This is a genomic window from Petrotoga sp. Shatin.DS.tank11.9.2.9.3 (assembly GCF_003665005.1).
Taxonomy (GTDB): Bacteria; Thermotogota; Thermotogae; order Petrotogales; family Petrotogaceae; genus Petrotoga; species Petrotoga mobilis.
This window is the reverse complement of sequence record NZ_JGVT01000003.1, coordinates 308266-329539: the sequence shown is the minus strand read 5'-3', so window position 1 is coordinate 329539 and position 21274 is coordinate 308266. Positions and strand designations below refer to the sequence as shown.

At 33.7% G+C, this 21274-nt stretch carries 22 protein-coding genes; 2 read left to right on the top strand and 20 right to left on the bottom strand.

Annotated features, from left to right (window positions below; genetic code table 11):
• Positions 1–238 precede the first annotated feature (238 nt).
• Positions 239–871: an endonuclease III gene (nth, locus tag BZ25_RS03410; RefSeq protein ID WP_012209191.1), complete on the top strand. Its 633-nt coding sequence runs from the start codon at positions 239–241 to the stop codon at positions 869–871.
• 34 nt (positions 872–905) lie between these two features.
• Here nth and BZ25_RS03405 read toward each other — a convergent pair whose 3' ends face one another.
• The 20 genes from BZ25_RS03405 to BZ25_RS03310 all read right to left on the bottom strand — a co-directional run bounded on the left by BZ25_RS03405 (position 906) and on the right by BZ25_RS03310 (position 20055).
• Positions 906–1355 carry a hypothetical protein gene (locus BZ25_RS03405; RefSeq protein WP_012209190.1) on the bottom strand — a complete coding sequence of 150 codons (450 nt, stop codon included), beginning with the start codon at positions 1353–1355 and terminating at the stop codon, positions 906–908.
• 59 nt (positions 1356–1414) lie between these two features.
• Entirely contained in the window at positions 1415–2419 is a 1005-nt protein-coding gene (locus BZ25_RS03400; RefSeq protein ID WP_012209189.1) for an NAD(P)H-dependent glycerol-3-phosphate dehydrogenase, read from the bottom strand.
• Positions 2419–3363 carry a tRNA (guanosine(46)-N7)-methyltransferase TrmB gene (gene trmB, locus BZ25_RS03395; protein WP_012209188.1) on the bottom strand — a complete coding sequence of 315 codons (945 nt, stop codon included), beginning with the start codon at positions 3361–3363 and terminating at the stop codon, positions 2419–2421. Before trmB ends, BZ25_RS03400 begins: the two co-directional genes overlap by 1 nt.
• A 58-nt stretch (positions 3364–3421) precedes the next feature.
• Positions 3422–3724, bottom strand: coding sequence for a 30S ribosomal protein S20 (gene rpsT, locus BZ25_RS03390; protein ID WP_012209187.1), 303 nt, complete (start codon positions 3722–3724; stop codon positions 3422–3424).
• A gap of 77 nt (positions 3725–3801) precedes the next feature.
• Positions 3802–4998, bottom strand: a complete 1197-nt coding sequence (metK, locus tag BZ25_RS03385) for a methionine adenosyltransferase (RefSeq protein ID WP_041534384.1) — start codon at positions 4996–4998, stop codon at positions 3802–3804.
• 157 nt (positions 4999–5155) lie between these two features.
• Complete coding sequence (locus tag BZ25_RS03380; RefSeq protein ID WP_012209185.1) at positions 5156–6139, bottom strand: M23 family metallopeptidase; 984 nt, start codon at positions 6137–6139, stop codon at positions 5156–5158.
• A gap of 85 nt (positions 6140–6224) precedes the next feature.
• Complete coding sequence (hfq, locus tag BZ25_RS03375; RefSeq protein ID WP_121515201.1) at positions 6225–6467, bottom strand: RNA chaperone Hfq; 243 nt, start codon at positions 6465–6467, stop codon at positions 6225–6227.
• A gap of 23 nt (positions 6468–6490) precedes the next feature.
• Positions 6491–7402: a tRNA (adenosine(37)-N6)-dimethylallyltransferase MiaA gene (miaA, locus tag BZ25_RS03370; RefSeq protein ID WP_121515200.1), complete on the bottom strand. Its 912-nt coding sequence runs from the start codon at positions 7400–7402 to the stop codon at positions 6491–6493.
• Positions 7399–8169: a class I SAM-dependent methyltransferase gene (locus BZ25_RS03365; protein WP_012209182.1), complete on the bottom strand. Its 771-nt coding sequence runs from the start codon at positions 8167–8169 to the stop codon at positions 7399–7401. The genes miaA and BZ25_RS03365 overlap by 4 nt, the downstream gene beginning before the upstream one ends.
• A complete protein-coding gene (locus BZ25_RS03360; RefSeq protein WP_041534112.1) occupies positions 8126–8467 on the bottom strand; it encodes a hypothetical protein in 342 nt (113 codons plus the stop codon). The genes BZ25_RS03365 and BZ25_RS03360 overlap by 44 nt, the downstream gene beginning before the upstream one ends.
• A gap of 19 nt (positions 8468–8486) precedes the next feature.
• The gene (locus BZ25_RS10365) at positions 8487–10718 is read right to left on the bottom strand and encodes a carbohydrate ABC transporter permease (RefSeq protein ID WP_199676838.1); all 2232 of its coding nucleotides are present in this window, start codon (positions 10716–10718) and stop codon (positions 8487–8489) included.
• A gap of 15 nt (positions 10719–10733) precedes the next feature.
• The gene (locus tag BZ25_RS03350; protein WP_121515199.1) at positions 10734–12095 is read right to left on the bottom strand and encodes a carbohydrate ABC transporter permease; all 1362 of its coding nucleotides are present in this window, start codon (positions 12093–12095) and stop codon (positions 10734–10736) included.
• Between the two features lie 30 nt (positions 12096–12125).
• The gene (locus BZ25_RS03345; protein ID WP_121515198.1) at positions 12126–13454 is read right to left on the bottom strand and encodes a FliI/YscN family ATPase; all 1329 of its coding nucleotides are present in this window, start codon (positions 13452–13454) and stop codon (positions 12126–12128) included.
• Positions 13441–14139 carry a hypothetical protein gene (locus BZ25_RS03340; RefSeq protein WP_012209178.1) on the bottom strand — a complete coding sequence of 233 codons (699 nt, stop codon included), beginning with the start codon at positions 14137–14139 and terminating at the stop codon, positions 13441–13443. Before BZ25_RS03340 ends, BZ25_RS03345 begins: the two co-directional genes overlap by 14 nt.
• On the bottom strand, positions 14132–15148 hold the full coding sequence (gene fliG, locus BZ25_RS03335; protein ID WP_121515197.1) for a flagellar motor switch protein FliG: 1017 nt from the start codon (positions 15146–15148) through the stop codon (positions 14132–14134). Before fliG ends, BZ25_RS03340 begins: the two co-directional genes overlap by 8 nt.
• A gap of 22 nt (positions 15149–15170) precedes the next feature.
• On the bottom strand, positions 15171–16721 hold the full coding sequence (fliF, locus tag BZ25_RS03330) for a flagellar basal-body MS-ring/collar protein FliF (RefSeq protein WP_121515196.1): 1551 nt from the start codon (positions 16719–16721) through the stop codon (positions 15171–15173).
• A gap of 26 nt (positions 16722–16747) precedes the next feature.
• Entirely contained in the window at positions 16748–17770 is a 1023-nt protein-coding gene (locus BZ25_RS03325; protein ID WP_012209175.1) for a lytic transglycosylase domain-containing protein, read from the bottom strand.
• A gap of 11 nt (positions 17771–17781) precedes the next feature.
• Positions 17782–18609 carry a purine-nucleoside phosphorylase gene (locus tag BZ25_RS03320; protein WP_012209174.1) on the bottom strand — a complete coding sequence of 276 codons (828 nt, stop codon included), beginning with the start codon at positions 18607–18609 and terminating at the stop codon, positions 17782–17784.
• A gap of 15 nt (positions 18610–18624) precedes the next feature.
• A complete protein-coding gene (hpt, locus tag BZ25_RS03315) occupies positions 18625–19137 on the bottom strand; it encodes a hypoxanthine phosphoribosyltransferase (RefSeq protein WP_012209173.1) in 513 nt (170 codons plus the stop codon).
• A 183-nt stretch (positions 19138–19320) separates the two neighbouring features.
• Positions 19321–20055: a biotin--[acetyl-CoA-carboxylase] ligase gene (locus tag BZ25_RS03310; protein ID WP_041534111.1), complete on the bottom strand. Its 735-nt coding sequence runs from the start codon at positions 20053–20055 to the stop codon at positions 19321–19323.
• Positions 20056–20163: 108 nt separating this feature from the next.
• Here BZ25_RS03310 and BZ25_RS03305 point away from each other — a divergent pair, with 108 nt between their 5' ends.
• Entirely contained in the window at positions 20164–21270 is a 1107-nt protein-coding gene (locus BZ25_RS03305) for an FtsW/RodA/SpoVE family cell cycle protein (protein WP_012209171.1), read from the top strand.
• The last annotated feature ends 4 nt before the right edge of the window (positions 21271–21274 follow it).

The following is a 21274-nucleotide window of genomic DNA, read 5'->3' as shown; positions in this document are numbered from 1 at the left end:
ATTGGGGGCAAGCCCCCAAACCCCCGAACCCTTTTAAATGTAAAGAAGTAATTAAAAAGCATGGTTTGGGAGACCACCAAACCCAAACCCCCAAAACCAATGTTCATTTTAATAAAGATTTTTGCACAAGGCTGCAAAACGGGTGGGGAGCGGGGCGAAGGGGCGCTAAAACAAACAAGATCCAAGCTGTCAGGCTTTTTAAAAAGTTCCCAAAAACTTTATGATAAAAGGAGTAGACATGCAGAGAGATATAAAAAAAGAAGCAGAAAAGATCATAAATATGTTTCCACGTAGTAACTCTGAAACGGATCCTTTTAAGGTTTTAATTGAAACGGTGCTTTCTCAAAGAACAAAAGATGAAAATACTGAAAAAGCTTCTAAATCACTTTTTTCTTGCTACACAAATGTTTTTGAGATTTCTAAATTGAATCCGCAGGACCTATACGATCTAATCAAGCCAGCAGGTATGTACAAACAAAAATCAGAAAGAATTATTAATATTTCTAAAATTTTAATTGAAAAGTATAATGGGAAAGTACCTGATGAATTAGAAGAGTTGATTGAGCTTCCTGGAGTGGGAAGAAAAACCGCTAATATAGTTTTGTACGTGTCTTTTGGTAAAGAAGCACTTGCAGTTGACACGCACGTACATAGAATATCTAATAGACTCGGTTGGGTGAAAACAAAGACACCTGAAGAAACTGAAGAACAATTGAAAAAAATTATCCCGTCTGAATTGTGGGGACCTCTGAATGGTTCAATGGTGAATTTTGGTCAAAAGATTTGTAAGCCAATTTCTCCAAAGTGCGACGAATGTTTTTTGAATGAAGTCTGCCCTGCAAAACAAATATATAAAAACAAAAGCCGGTAAACTGATACCGGCTCTTATTTTTTAAAATCAAACCTTAGGGCATGATTATATTTCCTCTATTCTTACCTTTTTCTTTTTGATTCTTTGCAATGCCTGCTCTTTCTAGTTGGTTCAAAAGTTCTGGGGGTGCTATACTTATATTACCTTCAGCTTCCTCTTGCTCAAGTAGCTGTTTCATTTTTTCCTGGTAATCTGCCATTCTTTCCCTTAAACTATCTAAGTCATTATCGATCCATTGTACTATTCCTTTTGAGATCTCTTCAATTCTTTCATCGCTCAAATCCATCTTATCTTCACTTAGTTCATTTAAAGCACTTAATTCTTCTTTCACAGATTCTTTCACCTTGTCTTCATCCAACAGGTCATTTTTCTTAATTAACCTCAAAGCCACATTTGTTCTAAATTTTAAATCTTCTAAAGATATCTCTAAACTTTCCAAACGTATCATTAATGCTTGTAAAAGCTGATCCAAAGAAACTTGCATTCGAATGCCTCCTTAAACTTAAAATTTAACTTTCACATTTAATTATACCATAATATCTTTCAATTAAAAAATTCAGATTTCAAATCCCTCGTCATTAATTCGTAAATAGCCGTTTTAGGATCTACACCTTCATATAATACTTGATATATTTTCGAAGCTATGGGCATTTCAATTTCTTTTTCCTTTGCGTCGTTATACACAGCTTTAGCCGTGTAAACGCCTTCCGCTACCATAACCATCTGTTCCAATATTGTTTTTAGACTCATACCTTTTGAAAGCATTTCTCCAACGTACCGATTCCTGCTATGTGAGCTAGTGCATGTTACAACAAGATCTCCAATTCCCGCTAACCCCATGAACGTTTCTTTCTTTCCTCCATAATACGTTCCATACCTAATAATTTCAACCAAAGATCGGGTAATTAGGGCAGCTTTTGTGTTATCCCATTTCCCAAATCCATCTATTATACCCGCACCTATTGCATATATATTTTTTATAGCACCACTGATTTCTACTCCTATCAAATCATTGTTAGTATACACCCTAAAAGTTTCACTGCTAAAAATTTCCTGTATATATTTGTTGACCTGATCATCTATACCACCAATTACAACTGATGTAGGTACATTTTCTGCTACTTCTTCCGCATGACTTGGACCGCTAAGAGTACAATAATTAAATCCTGATAGGTATTCCTCAAAAATTTTACTTGGTATTTTTCGGTTGTTAATTTCTATACCTTTTGATAGATTGACAAAAATAACCTCTTTATTTGTAAGAGAGCTCTTGTGAATTTTGCTTAATACCTCTGATATATGTTGAACAGGGACGGCTAAAATAACAATTTGTGCATTAGTTAAGCTTTCATTTATATCCCCTTCAACATTAATATCATTTGATGGAAGTTTTAGGGTAGGCAAATATCGGGAATTGCGTCCTTCTTTTATTTCTTGTAGGAGTTTTTTGTTCCTATCCCAAATTGTTACTTTTTGATCATTATCGACTAAATGCTTCGATATAGCGGTTCCCCAACTACCCGCACCCAAAACCGTTATATGAGGCATTAATTTTCCAGCTCCTTGGCGATTGTATTCACAGCTTCTTTAACAGAAGGGGTTCTGTAAGCTTTTGCTATATCGTCTAGTTTTACTAACCATCCTTCTCTCATTCTGATGACATTCACAAAGTAACTTTGAATATACCCCTCGTCTTCAGAATAAACCTTCACTAAATATTCCAAACCATCTATTTTAGTGTATACATCTTTTATAACTATAACCATGTTACTAATGGATTTTTTTAGTCCAACCAGAGATTGTAATTTATCAAAATCTACTTTCTTAATTTTCTCATGAGGCAAATCTAATTCCCCTTCTAGCAATCTTTTTATGTTTTTTTTGAACCTTTTTCGTGCTATTAATAAATACTTTTTTCTACCTTCACTTTCCCATTTTTTTTCATATCTAGTTTTGAAAGGCAATTGCTGAACTTCGGCAATATTTTTTACTTCAAAGCATCCGTTGCTTGTGAATTTTTCTTCAACGTCAGAAGCATAGACAAAATCGTCGGTTGTTAAAGTTAATTCACCATCTACTTCTAATACCGACGATAATGTGTCTATGAATTTTTCGTCAAAAAGACGGTTTTTTGAATGTTTGCTTTTTGGCCATGGGCATGGGAAATTAACTATTACTTTATTAACAGAGTTATCACAAAAAAATTCCCTAAGAGCGAATTTTGCATCTTCAAGAATTATTTGTATGTTGTTTAAATTATTTTGAAAGATTTTGCTTTTTATTTTGCTACAAGAAGTTAGGGATGTTTCTATTCCTATATAATTATACTTGTTGTTCTCTTTAGCTAAATTTACTAAAAACTCTCCACCACCGAATCCAATTTCAACTATTAACTTATTACTGTTTCCAAAAACCTTATTCCATTCGATAGGATAACTTTTTACATCTTTTGTATTTATTTGAGACTTTTGTAAAAAAGAATACGAATTCAAAATTTCAATACCTCCCAAAAAAGGGGGTTATAATCTTTTTGATTATAAAATTTATGGATCACTCGTTTACTGGTGAACTTTCTGGTGCCATTTCGCCTAAATATTTTTTAACCTTTAAATGTAATTTCGATTTTTTCCTTGCTGCGTAGTTTTTATGTACAGCACCATGTGATTTCGCAGTGTCAATAATTTTAAAAGACTTGCTTAATAACTGCATCAATTCTTCTCTTTCGGCATTTTCATGTATTTTCTTGTCTATTTCCTTAGAAATTTCCTTGATCCTCTTTTGATATCCACGATTTTTTTGTCTTCTTTGTTCTGATTGTCTAACCCTTTTTTCTGCTGATTTTTTATTTGGCAATTTTTTAAATACCTCCTCAACTTTTATTTTTCGTCCTGTAACCCTTTTAAAATCAAAATCTTTTGCCTTTTAGTAAGTTACAAACCTAATGCTGCTTTCAATTCCTTAACTTTATCCAATCTCTCCCAGGGAAATTCTACATCTTTTCTCCCGAAATGTCCGTAAGCAGCAGTCTTTTGGTAAATAGGTTGTAAAAGATTCAAGTTACTAATTATAGCGGCAGGCCTAAAATCAAAAATCTCTTTTACAACTTTATATATCTTTTCTTCGTCCACTTTTGCAGTACCTTTTGTGTCAATATTTATTGAAACAGGTTGAGCAACACCAATGGCGTAAGACAGTTGAATTAAAACTTCATCTGCAGCACCACTTGCAACCAAATTTTTGGCTACATATCTTGCCATATAAGTAGCGGATCTATCTACTTTGGTAGGATCTTTTCCTGAAAAGGCTCCTCCACCGTGTGGTGCCCAGCCACCATATGTATCAACGATTATCTTCCTTCCTGTGAGACCTGTATCAGCTTGAGGACCTCCAATCACAAATCTTCCTGTAGGATTGACAAGAATTTTTGTGTCTTTTGTAACAAGATTTTCGGGTATCACCGGGGTTATTACATGTTCTTTTATTGCCTCTTCTAGCTCTTGTCTACTTATATCAGGAGAATGCTGAGCAGAAATAAGTACAGTTTCAACGCCCACCGGGTTATTATTTTCATCGTATTCTACCGTTACTTGGGTTTTACCATCGGGCCTTAAAAAATCCAAGGTGTTCGATTTTCGAACATCAGCCAATCTTTTTGCAAGTCTGTGAGCTAAGAGAATGGGTAAAGGCATATAAGCATCCGTTTCGTTTGTGGCATATCCGAACATAATGCCCTGGTCTCCTGCTCCAATCTTCTCAAAAGGATCTTCCTTTTCTTTTGATTTAACTTCGAAGGATCTGTCAACCCCCAGGGCTATATCAGGTGATTGCTCTTCAATAGAAGTAATTACAGCGCATGTTTCGCCATCAAATCCAAATTTAGCTCTGTTATAACCTATATCTAAAATAGTATTCCTGACAAGCGTTGGAACATCTATATATGCTGAGGTTCTAACTTCACCTGTAACTACAACTAGCCCCCTTGTCACCAAAGTTTCCACAGCACATCGGGCATTCATCTTATTTTCTTCAGGTTCTTTTTCCAGTATAGCATCAAGTATAGTATCAGAAATTTGATCACAGATTTTATCTGGGTGACCTTCAGTTACACTTTCACTGGTAAAGAGCATTTTTTTCACTTTTTAGCCTCCTTAATTTCTTCGAGTTTTTCGACGGATTACAGATTATCTTTAGAATTCCACGAGCTATATTATATCAAAAAAATCAAATTTCTCAAGTGAATAAAACTCTTACATTGTTAAATTTTAAAAATAGAATTAACATTTCCTATGGTTTTATGAATTTCAATTTATAAACTTTTTCGTTACCCCATATGTCTTCTAAAACGATTTCTCCATTTAATGTCGTAGATGTTCCATATGAAAATGCAGAAAAGTCATTGATAACTATTGGAGATAAATATTCATCAGAGTACATTTTCAACCAATATATGGAAGATGTAGAACCATATCCAAATACAGCATCGGCTTTATATATTTCGGATTCTTTGATCTGACTAAAATCCAACTTATAAGTTAAAATCCCATTGATATACATCGATACTTTTTTAGGAAGAATAGTGGAGTTATTTCCTAATTTTTCTCTTACTCTAATGTCTATCCGGGGGTAGTTACCTGTGTACTCTACAACGGTTTCTCCATTTTCTGTAACCTCAAAATACTTATTATTGGATCTAATGTTCATTAATTCCAAAGATTTATCCCTTTGTTCATGATATTCTAAAAACTCAAGGGGATCGTAATTGACGAATTCATCTCCGGTTTGTTTTAAAACCTCAAAATGTAGGTGTGGAGCAATAGCTTCCCCTGTATCTCCTGAATAGGCTATAATCTCATTTAAGTTTATTGGAATTTCATCTTTAGGAAATATAATTTCTATCTTTTGATTTCCAAACTCGTTTTGAACTAATTGGGTATATTTAGATATTTTATCAGAGAAAACACTTAAGTGGGCATAACCACTAATTAAATCGGAGTCTTCATGGTATAAAAATATTGCATTACCGTAGAGAGGATCATTTAGCCATATCTTATATAGAGAACCTTCAGCTGCCGCATAAACAGTCTCTCCCTTTCTGTTAAAAGTAGAAAAATCTACTCCTAAATGAAAATGCGGATCCACGCCAGTATCTCTGTATTCACCAAAGGAAGCTGTTATGTATGAGTTTTTTATAGGTGGCTGAAATAGTTGAGAAATGGAAAAAACAGAAAATATTAGTATATACAAAAATATCAAAAAAGTTTTTTTCAAATTAATTCCCTCCAACATTTTCATAACATTATTTTGTAAAAATACTAGAAAACTACCCCTTCTTAAATGGGGGTAGTTTTTCTTTCTACTCATCTTTAGACGGTGGTTCTTGAAAAAGTTTAATATATTTCGAAGGTACCATCATTTTTACGGCATGTTTATAAACCAGTGATTGTTCACCGTTTTTTTCCAACAAAACAGTATAATCATCAAAAGATCTCACCACTCCACTTGTTTGAAATCCCCCTTCTAAATAGATTTTTACTTCTATCTTGTTAATCCTCAAAATATTCAAAAATCGGTCTTGTAAATTGAACTTTTCTGCCATGTTATCACCCCTCGCACAAGAAATTAAATAAATTCACTTAATATTTGATCTACTACCTCTTCTTGACTTGTTTTACTCAAATTGATCCACTTTGCACCTTCTATCTTACGAAAGTATATTATCTGTCTTCTGGCATAGTTACGAGTGTTTACTTTTATTTGGTGAACCATTTCATTAAAATCGATTTTCCCATATAAATATTGTACCACTTCTTTATAACCTATGGTGTTTAAAGCGTTAAGAGTTGTAGAATACCCTAAAGACAAGAGATTTCGCACCTCTTCTATCAAACCTTCATCGATCATTTGATGAACTCTTTTGTTAATCCTTTCGTGCAATTCTTGCCTTTCTCTATCTAGTACTATTATATGGTAATCAAAAGAATTTTCGTCTTGCCTATTTTCTTTTACAATTTCACCCATTTTTATACCTGTTATAACATAAATCTCTATGGCCCTAATGATCCTTTTCAAGTCGTTTGGATGAATCTTTTGAGCTCTTTGTGGATCCAAATCTACCAAAATCTTTCTTAAAACACCAGGATTATTTGTTTCTAATTTTCTTAAATAAGTCCTTAAACCATAGTCGGATTTTACATTCAAAAAACCTTTCCTCAGAGCATCAAGGTATAGGCCTGTCCCGCCGACTAAAACTGGTGTATTTCCTCTATTTAGTATTTCACCGATTTTTTTCTCTGCCAATTTTTTATAATCAAAAGCTGTAAAATGGGTCCGTGGATCTACTGAACCATACAAGTGATGTGGCACCAATTTTTTTGTTTCTTCATCAGGCATAGCGGTACCAATTATAAGATGGCTATAAATTTGTCTCGAATCCATACAAATTATTTCACCATTAATTCTTCTGGCTATCTCAATGGATATTTCTGTTTTTCCAACAGCCGTAGGACCTGCTATAACTAAAACTTTATTCACTTTTCAATCACTCCGAAAAATACTCCACTTTTTTTACTTCCGATTTTTTTATCGAAACTGTATAAATCCCATACACTGTCGTTAGAACGTGCTTTGATTACTACTTTTTTCTTAGCAATTTTAATCATCTTTTCTAAATCTTCTCGTGTTATTTTATCGTATCGGGCAAACTTCCTTAAAGGATTGATAGAGCTTGATTTGTATTGAGGATTCTCGAACATAGGATCACAATAAACAACATCGTAACTTCCTTCTTTTTGCTCGTCTAAAAAAATTTTATAATCAGAATTGATCACTTCGATTTTTTTTGAAGCTTCTTTCATCCAATTTTCTTTGTAGTCATAGTTTGTTATATTCTCTGCAACAACCGCATATATAGGAAAAGAAGCCTCTAAGCCCACTACTTTTTCACAAAAATATGACAGTAGTAAGGCATCACTTCCAAGGCCAAGGGTTAAATCAAGTATAATATCGTTTTTCTTCGGAGATACTGCGTTTATTAAATGATCGATTCCATTTTTTAAATAATTGTTTAACCTTATTTTGGAAACAGAAGGATGGAAAAATAATTTTCCATCCTCCCATTGAAAGTTCAGCGATAGCTTCTTATCTATTACAAAATAAAAATCCCCTTCGTTCATTCGGAGCTTATTTCTTTCTAAGTAAACACCACCGTATTTGTTAGCTAATTGCAACGCTTTTTCTACTTGTTTTTTATTTGGCTTATGGGAAGTTGTAAAGATCCATTTGGTGGAATTCTTCACCATCAATTATAACTCCTTTATCAGCTAATCTATTTTTTAAGTCCAAAAGGATTTGGTTTCTCTTCAAAATTTCATCATTCAGTTCTTTTTTTCTTTTTTCGATTTCATTGTATTGATCTTTTAAGTTGTAATACAAATCTATTTGTCTATATATTTGGAAGGAAACGAACCCCAATATAAATATCAAAGCGCTTAATAATAACAGTCGCAAAATGTTAGAAATATTTGGTTTTTTACGATCGAGCACCTGTTTTTTCTTATTTTTACTACTATCTAACTCGATAAATGGAATTGCTCTCACTTCCCCAATGAACCTTATGTTATCCTTTCAAACCGGTTCTTGCGATACCTTCTATGAAATATCTTTGCAAGAATATAAACAATATCACTATAGGTATCATTGTAAAAGTTGACGCCGCCATTAAAAGATTGTAAATCTCTCCCGCGTCGGTTCTAAAATTTTGTAATCCCACTGAAAGTGTTCTCATTTCAGGACTTTTAGTGACGATCAAAACCCATAAAAAGGCGTTCCAACTCCCTACAAATTTTAGTAGCGCCCCAGTTAAAATCGCAGGTCTACTAAGAGGGACCATCACGGTCCATAAAAAACGCCAACTTGAAGATCCGTCTATCTTAGCTGCGTCCCATAACTCGTTGGGTACAGTCATAAACTGCTGCCTGATCAAAAATATAGCAAAAACACTAATCACCCACGGAACGATCAGAGCATAGTAACTGTCTATCCAAGAAAATTTACTAATAGTTATATAATTGGGTACTAACAAAACCTCTCCTGGTATCATCATAGTCGCTAAAAAAGTTATAAAAATAAAATCCTTTCCCCAAAAATTAAGTTTTGAAAATGCAAAAGCAGCCATCGAGGCGAATATTATTTCTAAAACAGTGGTAACCAGAGAAACGAAAACCGTATTTATGTAGTACCGAGAAAATGGAGCTCCGTTCCATGCGTCCACATAATTTTGAAAAATATTACCTAATACCTGATTAAAAGAATATTCAACCTTTCCAGAAGGTACATCATCAAGCAACCAGATCGACGGTACATTTACTGTATACAATTCAATATTTGAATTGTTTTTGTACAAAATTTTATCAACAAACGCCGGTGCGCTTACAATAGTTGCTTTGGAGATCGTATCAATGAAAAACCTATCGAAATCCTTTAATATTTTATCATATTCTGCCCTTTTTTCCAATATCCTCCCAAACTCTTCTTCCTTACCTTGAATGTGTTCTATTAAAAAATTGTAATCAGATTCTGAGAGTACCGTCTTAGCTTGCTCAAGATTAGCCTGGTTCTGCGATAAAGTTCTAATAATGTTTGTGTATTTTGAAAGGTTTCTAGGGTCATCTATTAAAGAATTACTTACATCATTTACGAAATCGTTCTCAAGATATGAAACGACTTCTTGATTCAAATTCTCAATATTTTTCTCGTCAGCCAATGAAATCACAATTTGTTTAAATGACTCTGGATATGCTGTTTGCTGGATACCTTCGATGATATTCTGATACTTTGTTTCTTTCGTAGGAACGTCAAATATTATGTTTACATCTTCAAATGTTATATTTTGTTCCTCACCATATTTTTCGTTAAAATACATAAAGAAAGTTAAAGTGTTGATATCTTTCATAATGGGTTCGTAAATATTTCTTTGAATCAAAGTATTGGTGTTAGATAGGATTTCATCTTCAAAAGTTTGAATCTCCGATAAAAAATCGGCAAGTAAATTGATTAATTGTTCTACCTCACTTTGGCTAATTATTCTCAATTCTGCTGGATAAGAAGACAATTTTGAATTCAATTCGTCGGCTTTCAATTTTATCGTTCCCAAATAATCTGAAAATATTTCTTTACTTCTTGTAATACTTTCTATTTGACTTTCTGTCATATTTGGGTTCGTTCTAAAATACGGCAAGATGTCGATAGTTCTTTCGAGCGTTATATCTATAAAATTCTGAACTTTGCTTATACTTTGTTGTATCCTTCTTATAGTAGTGGTCTGTTTAAAATAACCATCTTCTTGGGAAAAAAGAGTAAAATAAATACTTTCAAACGTTTCAAGAGAATAATCTTCTACAGCAAATAAGCTTGATAAATCTTCTCTTAATTCAATATTTGAAATATAATCGTAGATATCAGACATCATATAATCGACACTTGCTTGATCTGTATAATTTATCTCGTTAAAAGAGAGTTGTACCCTTCCCCTGCTTACATAGTCCCCGTCTATTTCATAGACCATTTTGTAAGGGTTGTAACTCTCTTGGGCTGATAAAGTTCTAAATTCAGCTAAACTTAAGCCTGTCCTTGGAGAAGGCTTTGATGGAGCTAATTTTAAATTTAAAACCCATTCACTCTGAAAATTTTTTGTTGTCCATGTTGGAGGCCACATGTTGATTTCACTACTTGTTTTCAAAGAGGTCATTATCATCCATGCAAAAGGCAAGAGCATAACTATGGCGCCACCTGCTAACAATAAGTAAACTATCAAAGTCCAAAGTGTTTTAATAAACTTTGAATAATTCAAGTATAATTTCCTCCTTTAGGATTCATAATGTATTCTACTTCTGCTACTTCTCATCTGAAGGATTGTAAACAATAGAATAATCCCAAAAAGTACGTAAGCAGCAGCACTAGCTCTTCCCATCCTTTGTTGAACGTAGAACATATCATACACATAGTAAACCATTGTCATCCCACTGTTGTTGTAAGGTCCAGGCATACCTACATAGAGTATGAAAATCTCATCGAAGACTTTAAATGCCCCGATCATAGCAACTATGATTACAAAGTAAGTTGTGGGAGATAATAAAGGTAAGGTAATAAACTGAAATTTTTGAAAAGGCGTGGCTCCATCAACTTCAGCAGCTTCGTAGTAAGCTTTATCAATATTTTGCAGGCCTGCCAAAAAGATGATCGCGTAATAGCCTACCATTTTCCATATAGAAATTATAGCAACAGTAGGAATCGTAAACTTCTGATCTTTAAGCCATGGAGTTTTTGAAAAACCTATTTGAGTTAAAATATAATTTAATAAACCATTGTCGTTGAAAATCCATTGCCAAACTAGAGAAATTGCCACTACACTTGTTACAAAAGGAATAAAATAAACCGTTCTAAAAAAAGTCTTGCCATATAATTTTCTATTCAACAATAAGGCAATTAACAAAGCAAACAGAATAGTAATCGGCGTGGAAAGAAGGACATAATAAGTCGTATTCCATATTGCTTTGATGAACAACGACTGTTCCTTTGCTAAGCTCAAAAACCTTATAATTTCGGGGACTCCCAACGAGTAAAAGGCTATCCATAATCCGATGAACGTGATTATTCGAAGAAAAATTTTATTGGACATTTGATCGGCAAAGTGTAAAGATAATAAAATCGTGTATACCACAACGAGAACTAAGGCGCTCACTACATTAAGATACTGTATTGAATTAATAGTTAACAAAGAAATTATTCCCAATATACTCATACAAACAATTAAATATTTTTGCCGAGGGGTTTTTATCTTTTTTAGGTCAAAGATCAAATGAATGATAAAAATAGCTGTCATAAAGATTAGAAGTGTATTGAAAAATGCTTCGTTGAATGTTATATTCACAGGTTGATTTAACTTAAATAATTCTATATAATTCTGAAACCCAATGAAAATTGGATTACCTTGATTTTGGAAATCCCACTTAAAAAAACTCAGATAGAAAGAATAAAAAATAGGCCAAAAAACAAATATCCCTAGAATCACAAAAGAAGGTAATAGATACAAATAAGCTGAAATGCTTTCTTTAACTTTCCTGTACTTAACAGGTTTTAAATATCTTTTCGATAACATTCTGACTACAAGCAAGGATAAGACGATCAATAAAACATAAAAAATGATGGCGTATTCCGCTTTTAACAATATTTTCTGCCTCCCGCTGTTTAGTTAAATCTAGTTGTACCTTTGGTATATTTCGACTAACTTTTTCAACGTTTGTTCAAAAGGCGCTTTTTCTTCTATTCTCTGTGTTAAAAAATTATTTATATTTTCTATTTCTTCCAAAGCAATATCTACTTTTTTATTGCTTCCCTTCTTATACGCACCAACTTCGATTAAATCCTTGGAATTCATATAACTTGCGTAAATATCTCTAATAAACATTGCTGCTTTAAGGTGTTTTTCATCTACTACTTCTTTCATCAACCTACTTACACTGGAAAGGATATCTATTGGGGGATAATGCGAAGAATCTGCGAGGCTTCTTGAAAGAACAATATGACCATCGACTATACTTCTTACAGCGTCACCAATTGGATCGTTCATATCATCGGCTTCAACCAGTACGGTGTAGATAGCGGTCATACTTCCTTTTTGTGAGTTACCAGCTCTTTCTAAAATCTTTGGCATATTTGCAAAGACGCTGGGTGTGTATCCTCTGGTGGTTGGTGGTTCACCTATGGAAAGTCCAATCTCTCTTTGAGCCATAGCCCATCTAGTGATTGAATCGACCATCATTAAAACATTGTAACCTAAATCTCTAAAATACTCTGCGATAGTGGTGGCTGTGTAAAGAGCTTTTACTCTTAGTAGAGCAGGTGAGTCTGAAGTTGAAACTATCAAAACAGATTTTTTCAATCCTTCTTCCCCAAGATCTTTTTCAATAAAATCTTTAACTTCTCTTCCCCTCTCTCCTATCAACCCAATGACGTTAATATCTGCTTCGGTATTCCTGGCTATCATTCCCAGTAAGGTACTTTTTCCTACACCGCTTCCTGCCATTATTCCAATTCTTTGACCTTTACCAAGGGTTAAAAAAGCATCGATTGCCCTTACTCCTACAGATAAAGGTTCTTTAATTCTGTTTCTTAAAAGAGGGTTGGGGGCAGATCTATATATACTTTTACTTTCGTAACTCTTTACTTTTGAACCATCCATTGATCTTCCTAAACCATCTAACACATGTCCTAAGAGTTCTGAGCTAATTTTCACATTGATTTTACTATCTACTCTTTCTACCGGCGCCCCCACATAGATACCACTTACATCCTCTAATGGCATTAAAAGCACTTTGTTATCGGAAAAACCTACGGTTTCTGCAAAAATCTTTGAACCATCTTTCAATTTTATCCTACATAGATCCCCCAAAGCCACACTGGGACCAATTGATTCAATAGTAACACCTACTATCCTACTAATTTTACCTTCTAGTTCAAATAAAGGTCTATTTTTTAATTTATCAGTAAAATAAGCTAAAGATGAAGAAAAATCATTTATTTGCATTTATAGCTTCCTCCACCATGTTCAAAATATCTTCAAAAAATGTTTGAGGAGTTAGGTCGAATATTCCTTGATCTGTTTCCAAAACTATTTGATTATCTTGTAAAGAAGGGTCTTCAACTATATAAAAAAAATCAGAAAACCTGTCTCTTATTAAATTTGCGTATTCTTTATTGAAAGAAGGACTTAGTTTAATTTTAGAATTTTTCATTGATGAAAGCTTCTTTTCAAAATTTTGAAAAATAATTTCTACCCACTGAGGAAAATCAAACTTTTCTTTAAAATATCTTTCGACGACAGCCTTGATAGTGTTTTCACAGAAATTTAAACTCTGCTGTGACAACTCTTTGATATAAATATCATACTCTTTTGAAATCCTTTGAATTTGGGCTCTAACCTTTTTCAGTTCTTCTTCGAGCGTCTTCTTCCTCTCTTCTACGTATTTAATTTGATCTTCCTTTAATCTTTTAGCTTCTAATTCTGCATTTTCAATGATTTTTTGACTCGTAATTTTTGCGTTTTCAATTATCTTTTGAGCTTCTTTTTGGGCATCTGACTCAATAGCCTCTTTTAATTTATCTTTTTCTCTTTTATTTTCTTCATATTGTGTTTGTTCTATTTCTTCTACGGATAATTCGAAGGTTTTATCTAAAACAACGAATTTATTATTTACGATTCTTTTATTCAATCAATTCTTCACCTGCCCCGCCACCAGCTATAATAATTTCACCAGACTCTTCAAGTTTTCTGATTACATTGATGATTCTCTGCTGTGCCTCATCTACATCCCTGACTCTAACAGGTCCCATAAAATCCAATTCTTCTTTTATAATCTGTGAAGCCCTTTTAGACATGTTTTTAAAGATGGTATTTTTAACTTCTTCGCTAGAACCTTTTAATGCAATTGTTAAATCCTTGCTATCTACCTCACGAAGTATTCTTTGTATTGATCTATCGTCCAACTTGACAATATCTTCAAAAACAAACATTCTTCTTCTAATTTCATCCGACAGTTTGGGGTCTCTTTCTGAAAGCTTTTCAAATATATTATTGCTGACCGCTCTATCGATGTTATTCATTATTTCCGCGGTGATATCGATCCCGCCAACCTGAGAAAAAGTTTGAACGGTGAAGGCAGAAAGACGATCCTTTAGCCTACTTTCTATCTCTTTTACGATATCCGGATTGGCAGAATCCATTGTAGAAATTCTTTTTATCACGTCTAGTTGTAAAGATTCAGGTAGTTCAGAAATAACTTGAGAAGCTGCTTGAGGTGGAAGATAACATAATATAAGTGCTACTGTCTGTGGATGTTCATTTTGTAACACATTAACCATCTGTGAAACATCCACTTTTCTTAAAAATTCAAAAGGTTTAACCTGCAAATTAGAAACCAATCTGTCTATTATATCTATGGCTTTTTCTGGTCCAAAAGTTTTTTCCAGAAGATTTCTTGCATATTCAACGCCACCAGTGTTGATGTAATCTTTTGCTTTTATGTATTCTCCAAATTCATCCATAACTGCCTGTTTTGTTTTTTCATCAATCTTGTCCAAATTTGCTATTTCTAAAGTTAACTGTTCTACTTCTTCTTCGTCTAGCTTTTTTAATATTTTACTTGCCCTTTCTGGACCTAAGAGTACCAATAATATAGCGGATTTTTTTAAGCCATCTAATTCTTTACCCTTTTCAGCCATTTAAAGCAACCCCTTTTGACAATTAACGAGTTTTAAGCCAAGATTTAATGATATCCGCGACCTCATCTGGATTATTTTCCGCTAAAGCAGCAATCTCCCTAAATCTCTCTTGTTCAGGTGAAACTTCTTCAACCTCAACACCTCTTTCTTTCATCGCTTCTTCAACTCTTGATTCTAATTGCCGCTTTCTTTCTTCAACGAGTTGTGAAGCCTTTCTAACTCTGCGAGCCCTCGCAATTAGGATGACAAGCATCATAACGAATGCGATCACAATTATAGCAATTACAATATTAGTGATTCTTTGTCTTCTGAGTTGTAATTGATATTCAATATCTGCTCTCATCGCTTCCAAATCTCTATTGAACTGTATATCAACTAAAGAGATATTATCTTCAGGTGTGCCAATAGCCGTAGCAACAGCTGTTTTAATTTGAGACCTCAGCTCTTGACTATCGCCTACTTTACTGTTTTGGAAATCAATAAAAAGTGTTATGCTTTTATTAGAAATTTCTCCATTTTTATCTTCAATAGTTCTTGTATAAATCTCATTTACATCGTAGTTGGTTATCACATCTGAGCTGCTGTAATAATTTCCTGTACTCGTAGGCGTTTGATAAGTATACGGGGGGATGTTGGAATCAACACCAGGTACACCACCAGAGGTTGGAGAAGAACTACTCTGTTCAGTCTTAGTCTGTTGACTTAAAATTATTCCATTTTCATCTACAACCGGTTCGACCATTCTTTGCTCTTCTTCTATTTTTTGCCAATTTAACTCTATCTCGGGAACCACAACAACATTCCCCAAACCAAAGACTGATTGTAAACCGCTTTCTACTTTTTCTTTATAATATCTCTCAATCTCAGCTTTTAACTTAAATTTAGTATCGGCACTTCCAATATCTTCTCCCAAAGCAATCTGAGCGCTCAAATCGTTCGAAAAATTGTCCACTACTTTTATGTTCTCAGGTTGCAACCCAGCAACTGCTCCAGCAACTAAATTAATTATCCCTTTAATTTGGCTTGAAGTTACACTCGCCCCAGGATTCAACACTAACAAAACAGATGCAGAAGGTTTTGGACTTTCACCAACTTGATAGTAAGTTCTAGGAGGAATAACCAAATGAACACGAGCACTTTGTACCGAGTCCATAGAAGCTATACTCCTAGACAGCTCACCTTCCAAAGCGATCTGATAGTTGACCTGCTTATCGTAACTGGTGGCTCCAAAACCTTGATTTTGAAGAAGTTCATAACCTTGAAGATTATAACCTAACGAACCCTCACTGGCTAATCTCATTCTCAACTCTGACACATTCTGATTCGCAACGTAAATATTCCCAAAATCATCTACTTTGTATTCTACACCCATTTCTTCCAACTTTGTTACAATATTACCCGCATTTGCTTGATCTAAACCTCCAATAAAAAATTCATAATTTTTCCTTGAAAGCAATATTGAAAAGAATACTATCAACGCAACGACAGTAATTAACAAAACTATATAGTTTCGTTTTTTTCTATCTTCTAGATTTTTCCACCAGTCTCTTATTTGTTGCAAATACTTTTCCATAGGGGCATCCCTTCCTGAGGCATTTTTTAAAAGGCTAATCTAAAACCTAGATTTATAGAAGTTTGGTAAATTTCGTAACCCATAAACAGGTCTAAGTTGTAAATTGAAAAATAACTGGAAAGCAATAAAGTATCAGCATTAATTAATATTTTTGTGGTCCAATTATCAGTTAATTCGTGTTTGTAAATTAACTCAGGATTTTCAGGCCCTTTAAGAATAAAGTTTTGCCACGGCAAACCTATCCGGAAAACAACGTCGTCGGGAACGGTTTTACCTTCTATGCCAAAGCCAAAATTCGTTCTAGGCACATACAAAAAGGTATATCCGTAATCTGTTTTTATATTTGTAAAATCAGATTCTTGGATTTGTTTTAGTGGAAGTTCTAAACCAACATTTCCGTATATTTCAAATTTTCTATATGCAAGGCCGGCTTCAAAATCCGTATTTATTCTGTCTTCTTCACCTTCTGGAAAATAAAATACTCTACCTCCTATAAAATAAGGTGAATATATTTTTGAGTTAGAATAATTTTGTTGGGCTCTTTTTACCTTCTCGTAGTATGCTTCACCACCAGGAGACACTTTCCCTGCCATAACAGCGGTAGGTCCATCATGGTATGCTATAATCTGCAACCTTTCGTCATCAAAAAGCCGTCGAAGATACCCATGGTATTCTAAAGCGCCTTTTAAATTGTCATACGGATCAAATAAATTATAAACGTGTAAATCTACCCCAGTTGGATTTTTCAATTGAAGTAGCCCCATCGCTTTAGAAGATGAAATAGCATGGGTATAATTAGATGATTCTACAACCATTTGGCCACCTATCAAAGTCCGCGGCTGAGACCACACACTTTCTAGCAATTTATTAGAATCCATTATCGGATATTTGTTAATCGAATAAAACTCAATCCCAAATTCTCCGTTGGAATTAGAATTGTATTCAAAATAGGTATTCGGTTTCATAAAAAAGTAATCGTAAACTTCATAATAAGAAAAGAACAAAATTGGCAAAAATATAAAAATTGCCAACAAAACAAAAGACTTCAAAAGATCACCTTCTAAAAGATATCTACTAGGTCCATGATGATCTCAGCTATATTTTCGCCTGTTTTTTCTGCAATCTTCAAAACTTCTTCTGCACTAACTTCTTTCAATTGCTCAGGAACAGCTTTATCAGTTATAGCGGTGATACCCAAAATCTCCATACCAGCATGTTTTGCAACTATAGCCTCTGGTACAGTCGACATCCCGACCAAATCGGCGCCAAAATTTCTCATCATAGCCATTTCAGCAGGTGTTTCAAATGTAGGACCGCTTAAACCTAAATATACACCAGAATATACTCTAATATTAAGTTTTTTAGCAGATTTAAAGGCTTCTTGCACCAAAGATTTCGAGTAAACTTCCGTCATATCTGGAAATCTAGGACCCCAATCATCGAAATTTGGTCCAATCAAGGGGTTGTCACCAAAAAAGTTGATGTGATCCGTGATTATACACGGTACACCCACTTCAAAATCAGGATTTAATGTTCCTGCTGCGTTAGTCAATACAAGAGTTTCAATACCTAATTCTTGCATTACACGTATTGGAAAGGTAACCTCTTTCATAGTGTACCCTTCGTAGTAATGAAATCTTCCATTCATAAGTAACGTATCTTTACCCTTTAAACTCCCTATCATTAATTCGCCTTTATGGCCTGGAGCGGTAGAACGGGGGAAGTTAGGAATATCAGAATAAGGGATTGCTAGGGCATCTTCTAAATTTTGTGAAATTTTCCCTAATCCAGACCCTAAAACGATCGCAATTCTGGGCTTTTTCGTGGTTTTTTCTTGAATATACTTAGCTGCTTCTCTCACTTTTGATACGTACTGTTCAATATCCATGTAATATTAGCCTCCTTATTCTATATATCCAATGTAAGGTAAATTTCTATATTTTTCATTGTAATCCAATCCGTACCCTACTATAAATTTATCTCCAATTTCAAAACCAGGAAATCTTACTTGAATTCCATGCTCGTGAATTGTTTTTAAAACAATAGATGTAATTTCTAAAGAGGAAGGATTTTGCATCTCTAAATATTTTACTATATATTTTAATGTATTCCCAGTATCCACGATGTCTTCGACTATTAAAACATGTTTATTTTCAAGAGGCTCATCAAGCCAACTTTTTACCTTTACTTTTCCCGTGGTTATATCCCCAGAATAACTAGATACCTGTATAAAATTATAATTAACGTTCAAATGTATCTTTTTTACCAAATCACTAAAGAAATTGACGGATCCTTTTAAGACACATACCGCGACAATTTCATCCGTTATATTTTTATAATAATCATCTATTTGCTTAGCCAAATCTTCGACCTTTTTTTGAATTTCCTCCTCTGAAATAAGGACTTTTAATGACATTATATACCTCCCCATAGAAATAAAAAATTACTCTCTTTATATCTTATTCTTTTAAAAACCAAAACTTCCCCCAAAAAATTCATTCTAAGAAATATTATAAGTTATTATGAGTTATTTTGCGGATCTAAGTCCAACAAATATATTGTATCATAAGTAAAGACCATTTGCTCCCTTACTTAAAGATTATAACACAATTAATTCGCCAGAGTTTATTTTTCTTATCTCACCGTTATTGTCTATTATTTCCAAATAATCTGACTGAATTTCGTTTACTGTGCCGTAAATATTTCCATTATTTTCAACTGATACTTGGACCTTATCCCCTACTTTCACATTCAAATGATTCAACCACATTTTTGTAATGGATGAAATTGCTTTAGGTTTGAAATATTTTAGATAATACCTATGATAAGCAACATGGTTTAGTTCATTTAAAAGTTTCCTCAAAGGAATTTCTTTCCCAATAACATCTTTTAAAGCAATTGAGTTGTTGGAAACTTTTTCAGGTAATTCATTGTTAACGTTTATTCCTACTCCCACTATAACGCAACTTGGTGTACCATCCTCATAAACGCTCTCTCCCAAAATTCCGCACACCTTTTTAGAATTAAGCAAAATATCGTTAGGCCATTTAATGATGGGATCCAACTTATATTTTTTTTTCAAGACATTATAAATCACCAAAGAATACATTCTCAAATAAAAATAAGGAATCAAAGGCCTTTTACGGGGCTTGAATAACACAGAAAACCATAAACCTCCCAAAGGAGAATACCACCTTTTGTTATTCCTCCCGTAACCTTCTGTTTGTTCTAAAGCCCAAACAACAGTTTCTGATGGTAGTTCACGCCAGTGTTTTTTGATATAGTTGTTCGTTGAATCAATTTTATCTAGAAGAATCAAATTATCACCTATCATTTTAGCAGACTTTTCCTCCTCTTAAAAACTTTAATATATCAATATGATATAATATATGGTTGATCAAAGGCAAACTCTTATCAAAATTTGTAAAGGGAGATACTTTCAGTGAATTCTTTTTTTATTACAAATTTAATAGGTGAAAGAAAAGAACGTATTAAAAAAATAGAATTTATCCTCGTTATCGCTTACGTTTCATTGGCAATTTTTGGATTTTTATCTGTTAAGAGTGCTGTAATCAACAGTCCTTTAGAAGGCATAGAAAATCAACAATTAATGTGGATCATTCTAGGGATCGCTTTTTTTGCCATTAGCATTTTTATTCCAGAAAGGTTTATTAAGAAATATACCCCTATTCTATTTTATTTAGTAATTCTTGCCTTGGTTTTAGTACTATTCACCACACCAATTAGTGGGGCTAAAAGATGGATAAGGCTGGGACCTGTGGGTTTCCAACCATCTGAAATATTTAAGCTGGCATTGTTATTATATCTTAGTTATGTTCTTTCTCAAAATGATAATAAAAAGTTTTATTTTGCATCAATAATGATTTTTTTATCTGCAGGGTTGATATACCAAGAACCGGATTTTAGCACTTCTATTATAGTACTATTCACCTGGTTTGTACTAGTTTTTGTTTCAGGAAGGTTCGAAAAATTATGGCAGTATTCCTTAGGATTAGCTTTGATTGGCAGTCCTATAATTTTTTATAACCTCCAAGAATACCAAAAAGGTAGGATAATAGGGTTTCTCTTTCCTCAAACCTACTCTCTAAGTTATTATTATAACACCGCTCAAGCGATAAAAGCTATAGGTTCTGGAGGTTTGCTAGGGGAAGGATACATGAATGGATACATGAATTTGAGTGGATTCGTACCTGAAAGTCATACAGATTTTATACTTTCCGTTATTGGAGAAGAGTTTGGATTTTTGGGGGTAAGTTTTATTCTAATACTTTATTCGGCAATACTTTGGAGACTATACGAAGGATACAAAAAAAGCGATGACCTATTTTGGAAGTATTTTTATGTTGGATCTGCATTTTTGATCTTTTTCCATATTTTTCAAAATATTGGAATGAATCTTGGCATGTTGCCAGTTACAGGCATCCCTCTGCCTTTATTATCAAATGGTGGCTCTTCTTTTGTTACTTTTTCTATAATACTAGGGGTTGCAACAAAAGGTTTAATGATAGAAAAAAACATCACGAGGTGATTCA

Bases quoted from the DNA above. Each gene is read 5' to 3' on its own strand.
- BZ25_RS03310 (WP_041534111.1), bottom strand. From the start codon at position 20,055: ATGATAGGTGATAATTTGATTCTTCTAGATAAAATTGATTCAACGAAC.
- hpt (WP_012209173.1), bottom strand. From the start codon at position 19,137: ATGTCATTAAAAGTCCTTATTTCAGAGGAGGAAATTCAAAAAAAGGTC.
- BZ25_RS03320 (WP_012209174.1), bottom strand. From the start codon at position 18,609: ATGGATATTGAACAGTACGTATCAAAAGTGAGAGAAGCAGCTAAGTAT.
- BZ25_RS03365 (WP_012209182.1), bottom strand. From the start codon at position 8,169: ATGGTGAAGAATTCCACCAAATGGATCTTTACAACTTCCCATAAGCCA.
- BZ25_RS03345 (WP_121515198.1), bottom strand. From the start codon at position 13,454: ATGCAAATAAATGATTTTTCTTCATCTTTAGCTTATTTTACTGATAAA.
- BZ25_RS03400 (WP_012209189.1), bottom strand. From the start codon at position 2,419: ATGCCTCATATAACGGTTTTGGGTGCGGGTAGTTGGGGAACCGCTATA.
- metK (WP_041534384.1), bottom strand. From the start codon at position 4,998: ATGCTCTTTACCAGTGAAAGTGTAACTGAAGGTCACCCAGATAAAATC.
- BZ25_RS03405 (WP_012209190.1), bottom strand. From the start codon at position 1,355: ATGCAAGTTTCTTTGGATCAGCTTTTACAAGCATTAATGATACGTTTG.
- fliF (WP_121515196.1), bottom strand. From the start codon at position 16,721: ATGGAAAAGTATTTGCAACAAATAAGAGACTGGTGGAAAAATCTAGAA.
- fliG (WP_121515197.1), bottom strand. From the start codon at position 15,148: ATGGCTGAAAAGGGTAAAGAATTAGATGGCTTAAAAAAATCCGCTATA.
- nth (WP_012209191.1), top strand. From the start codon at position 239: ATGCAGAGAGATATAAAAAAAGAAGCAGAAAAGATCATAAATATGTTT.
- hfq (WP_121515201.1), bottom strand. From the start codon at position 6,467: ATGGCAGAAAAGTTCAATTTACAAGACCGATTTTTGAATATTTTGAGG.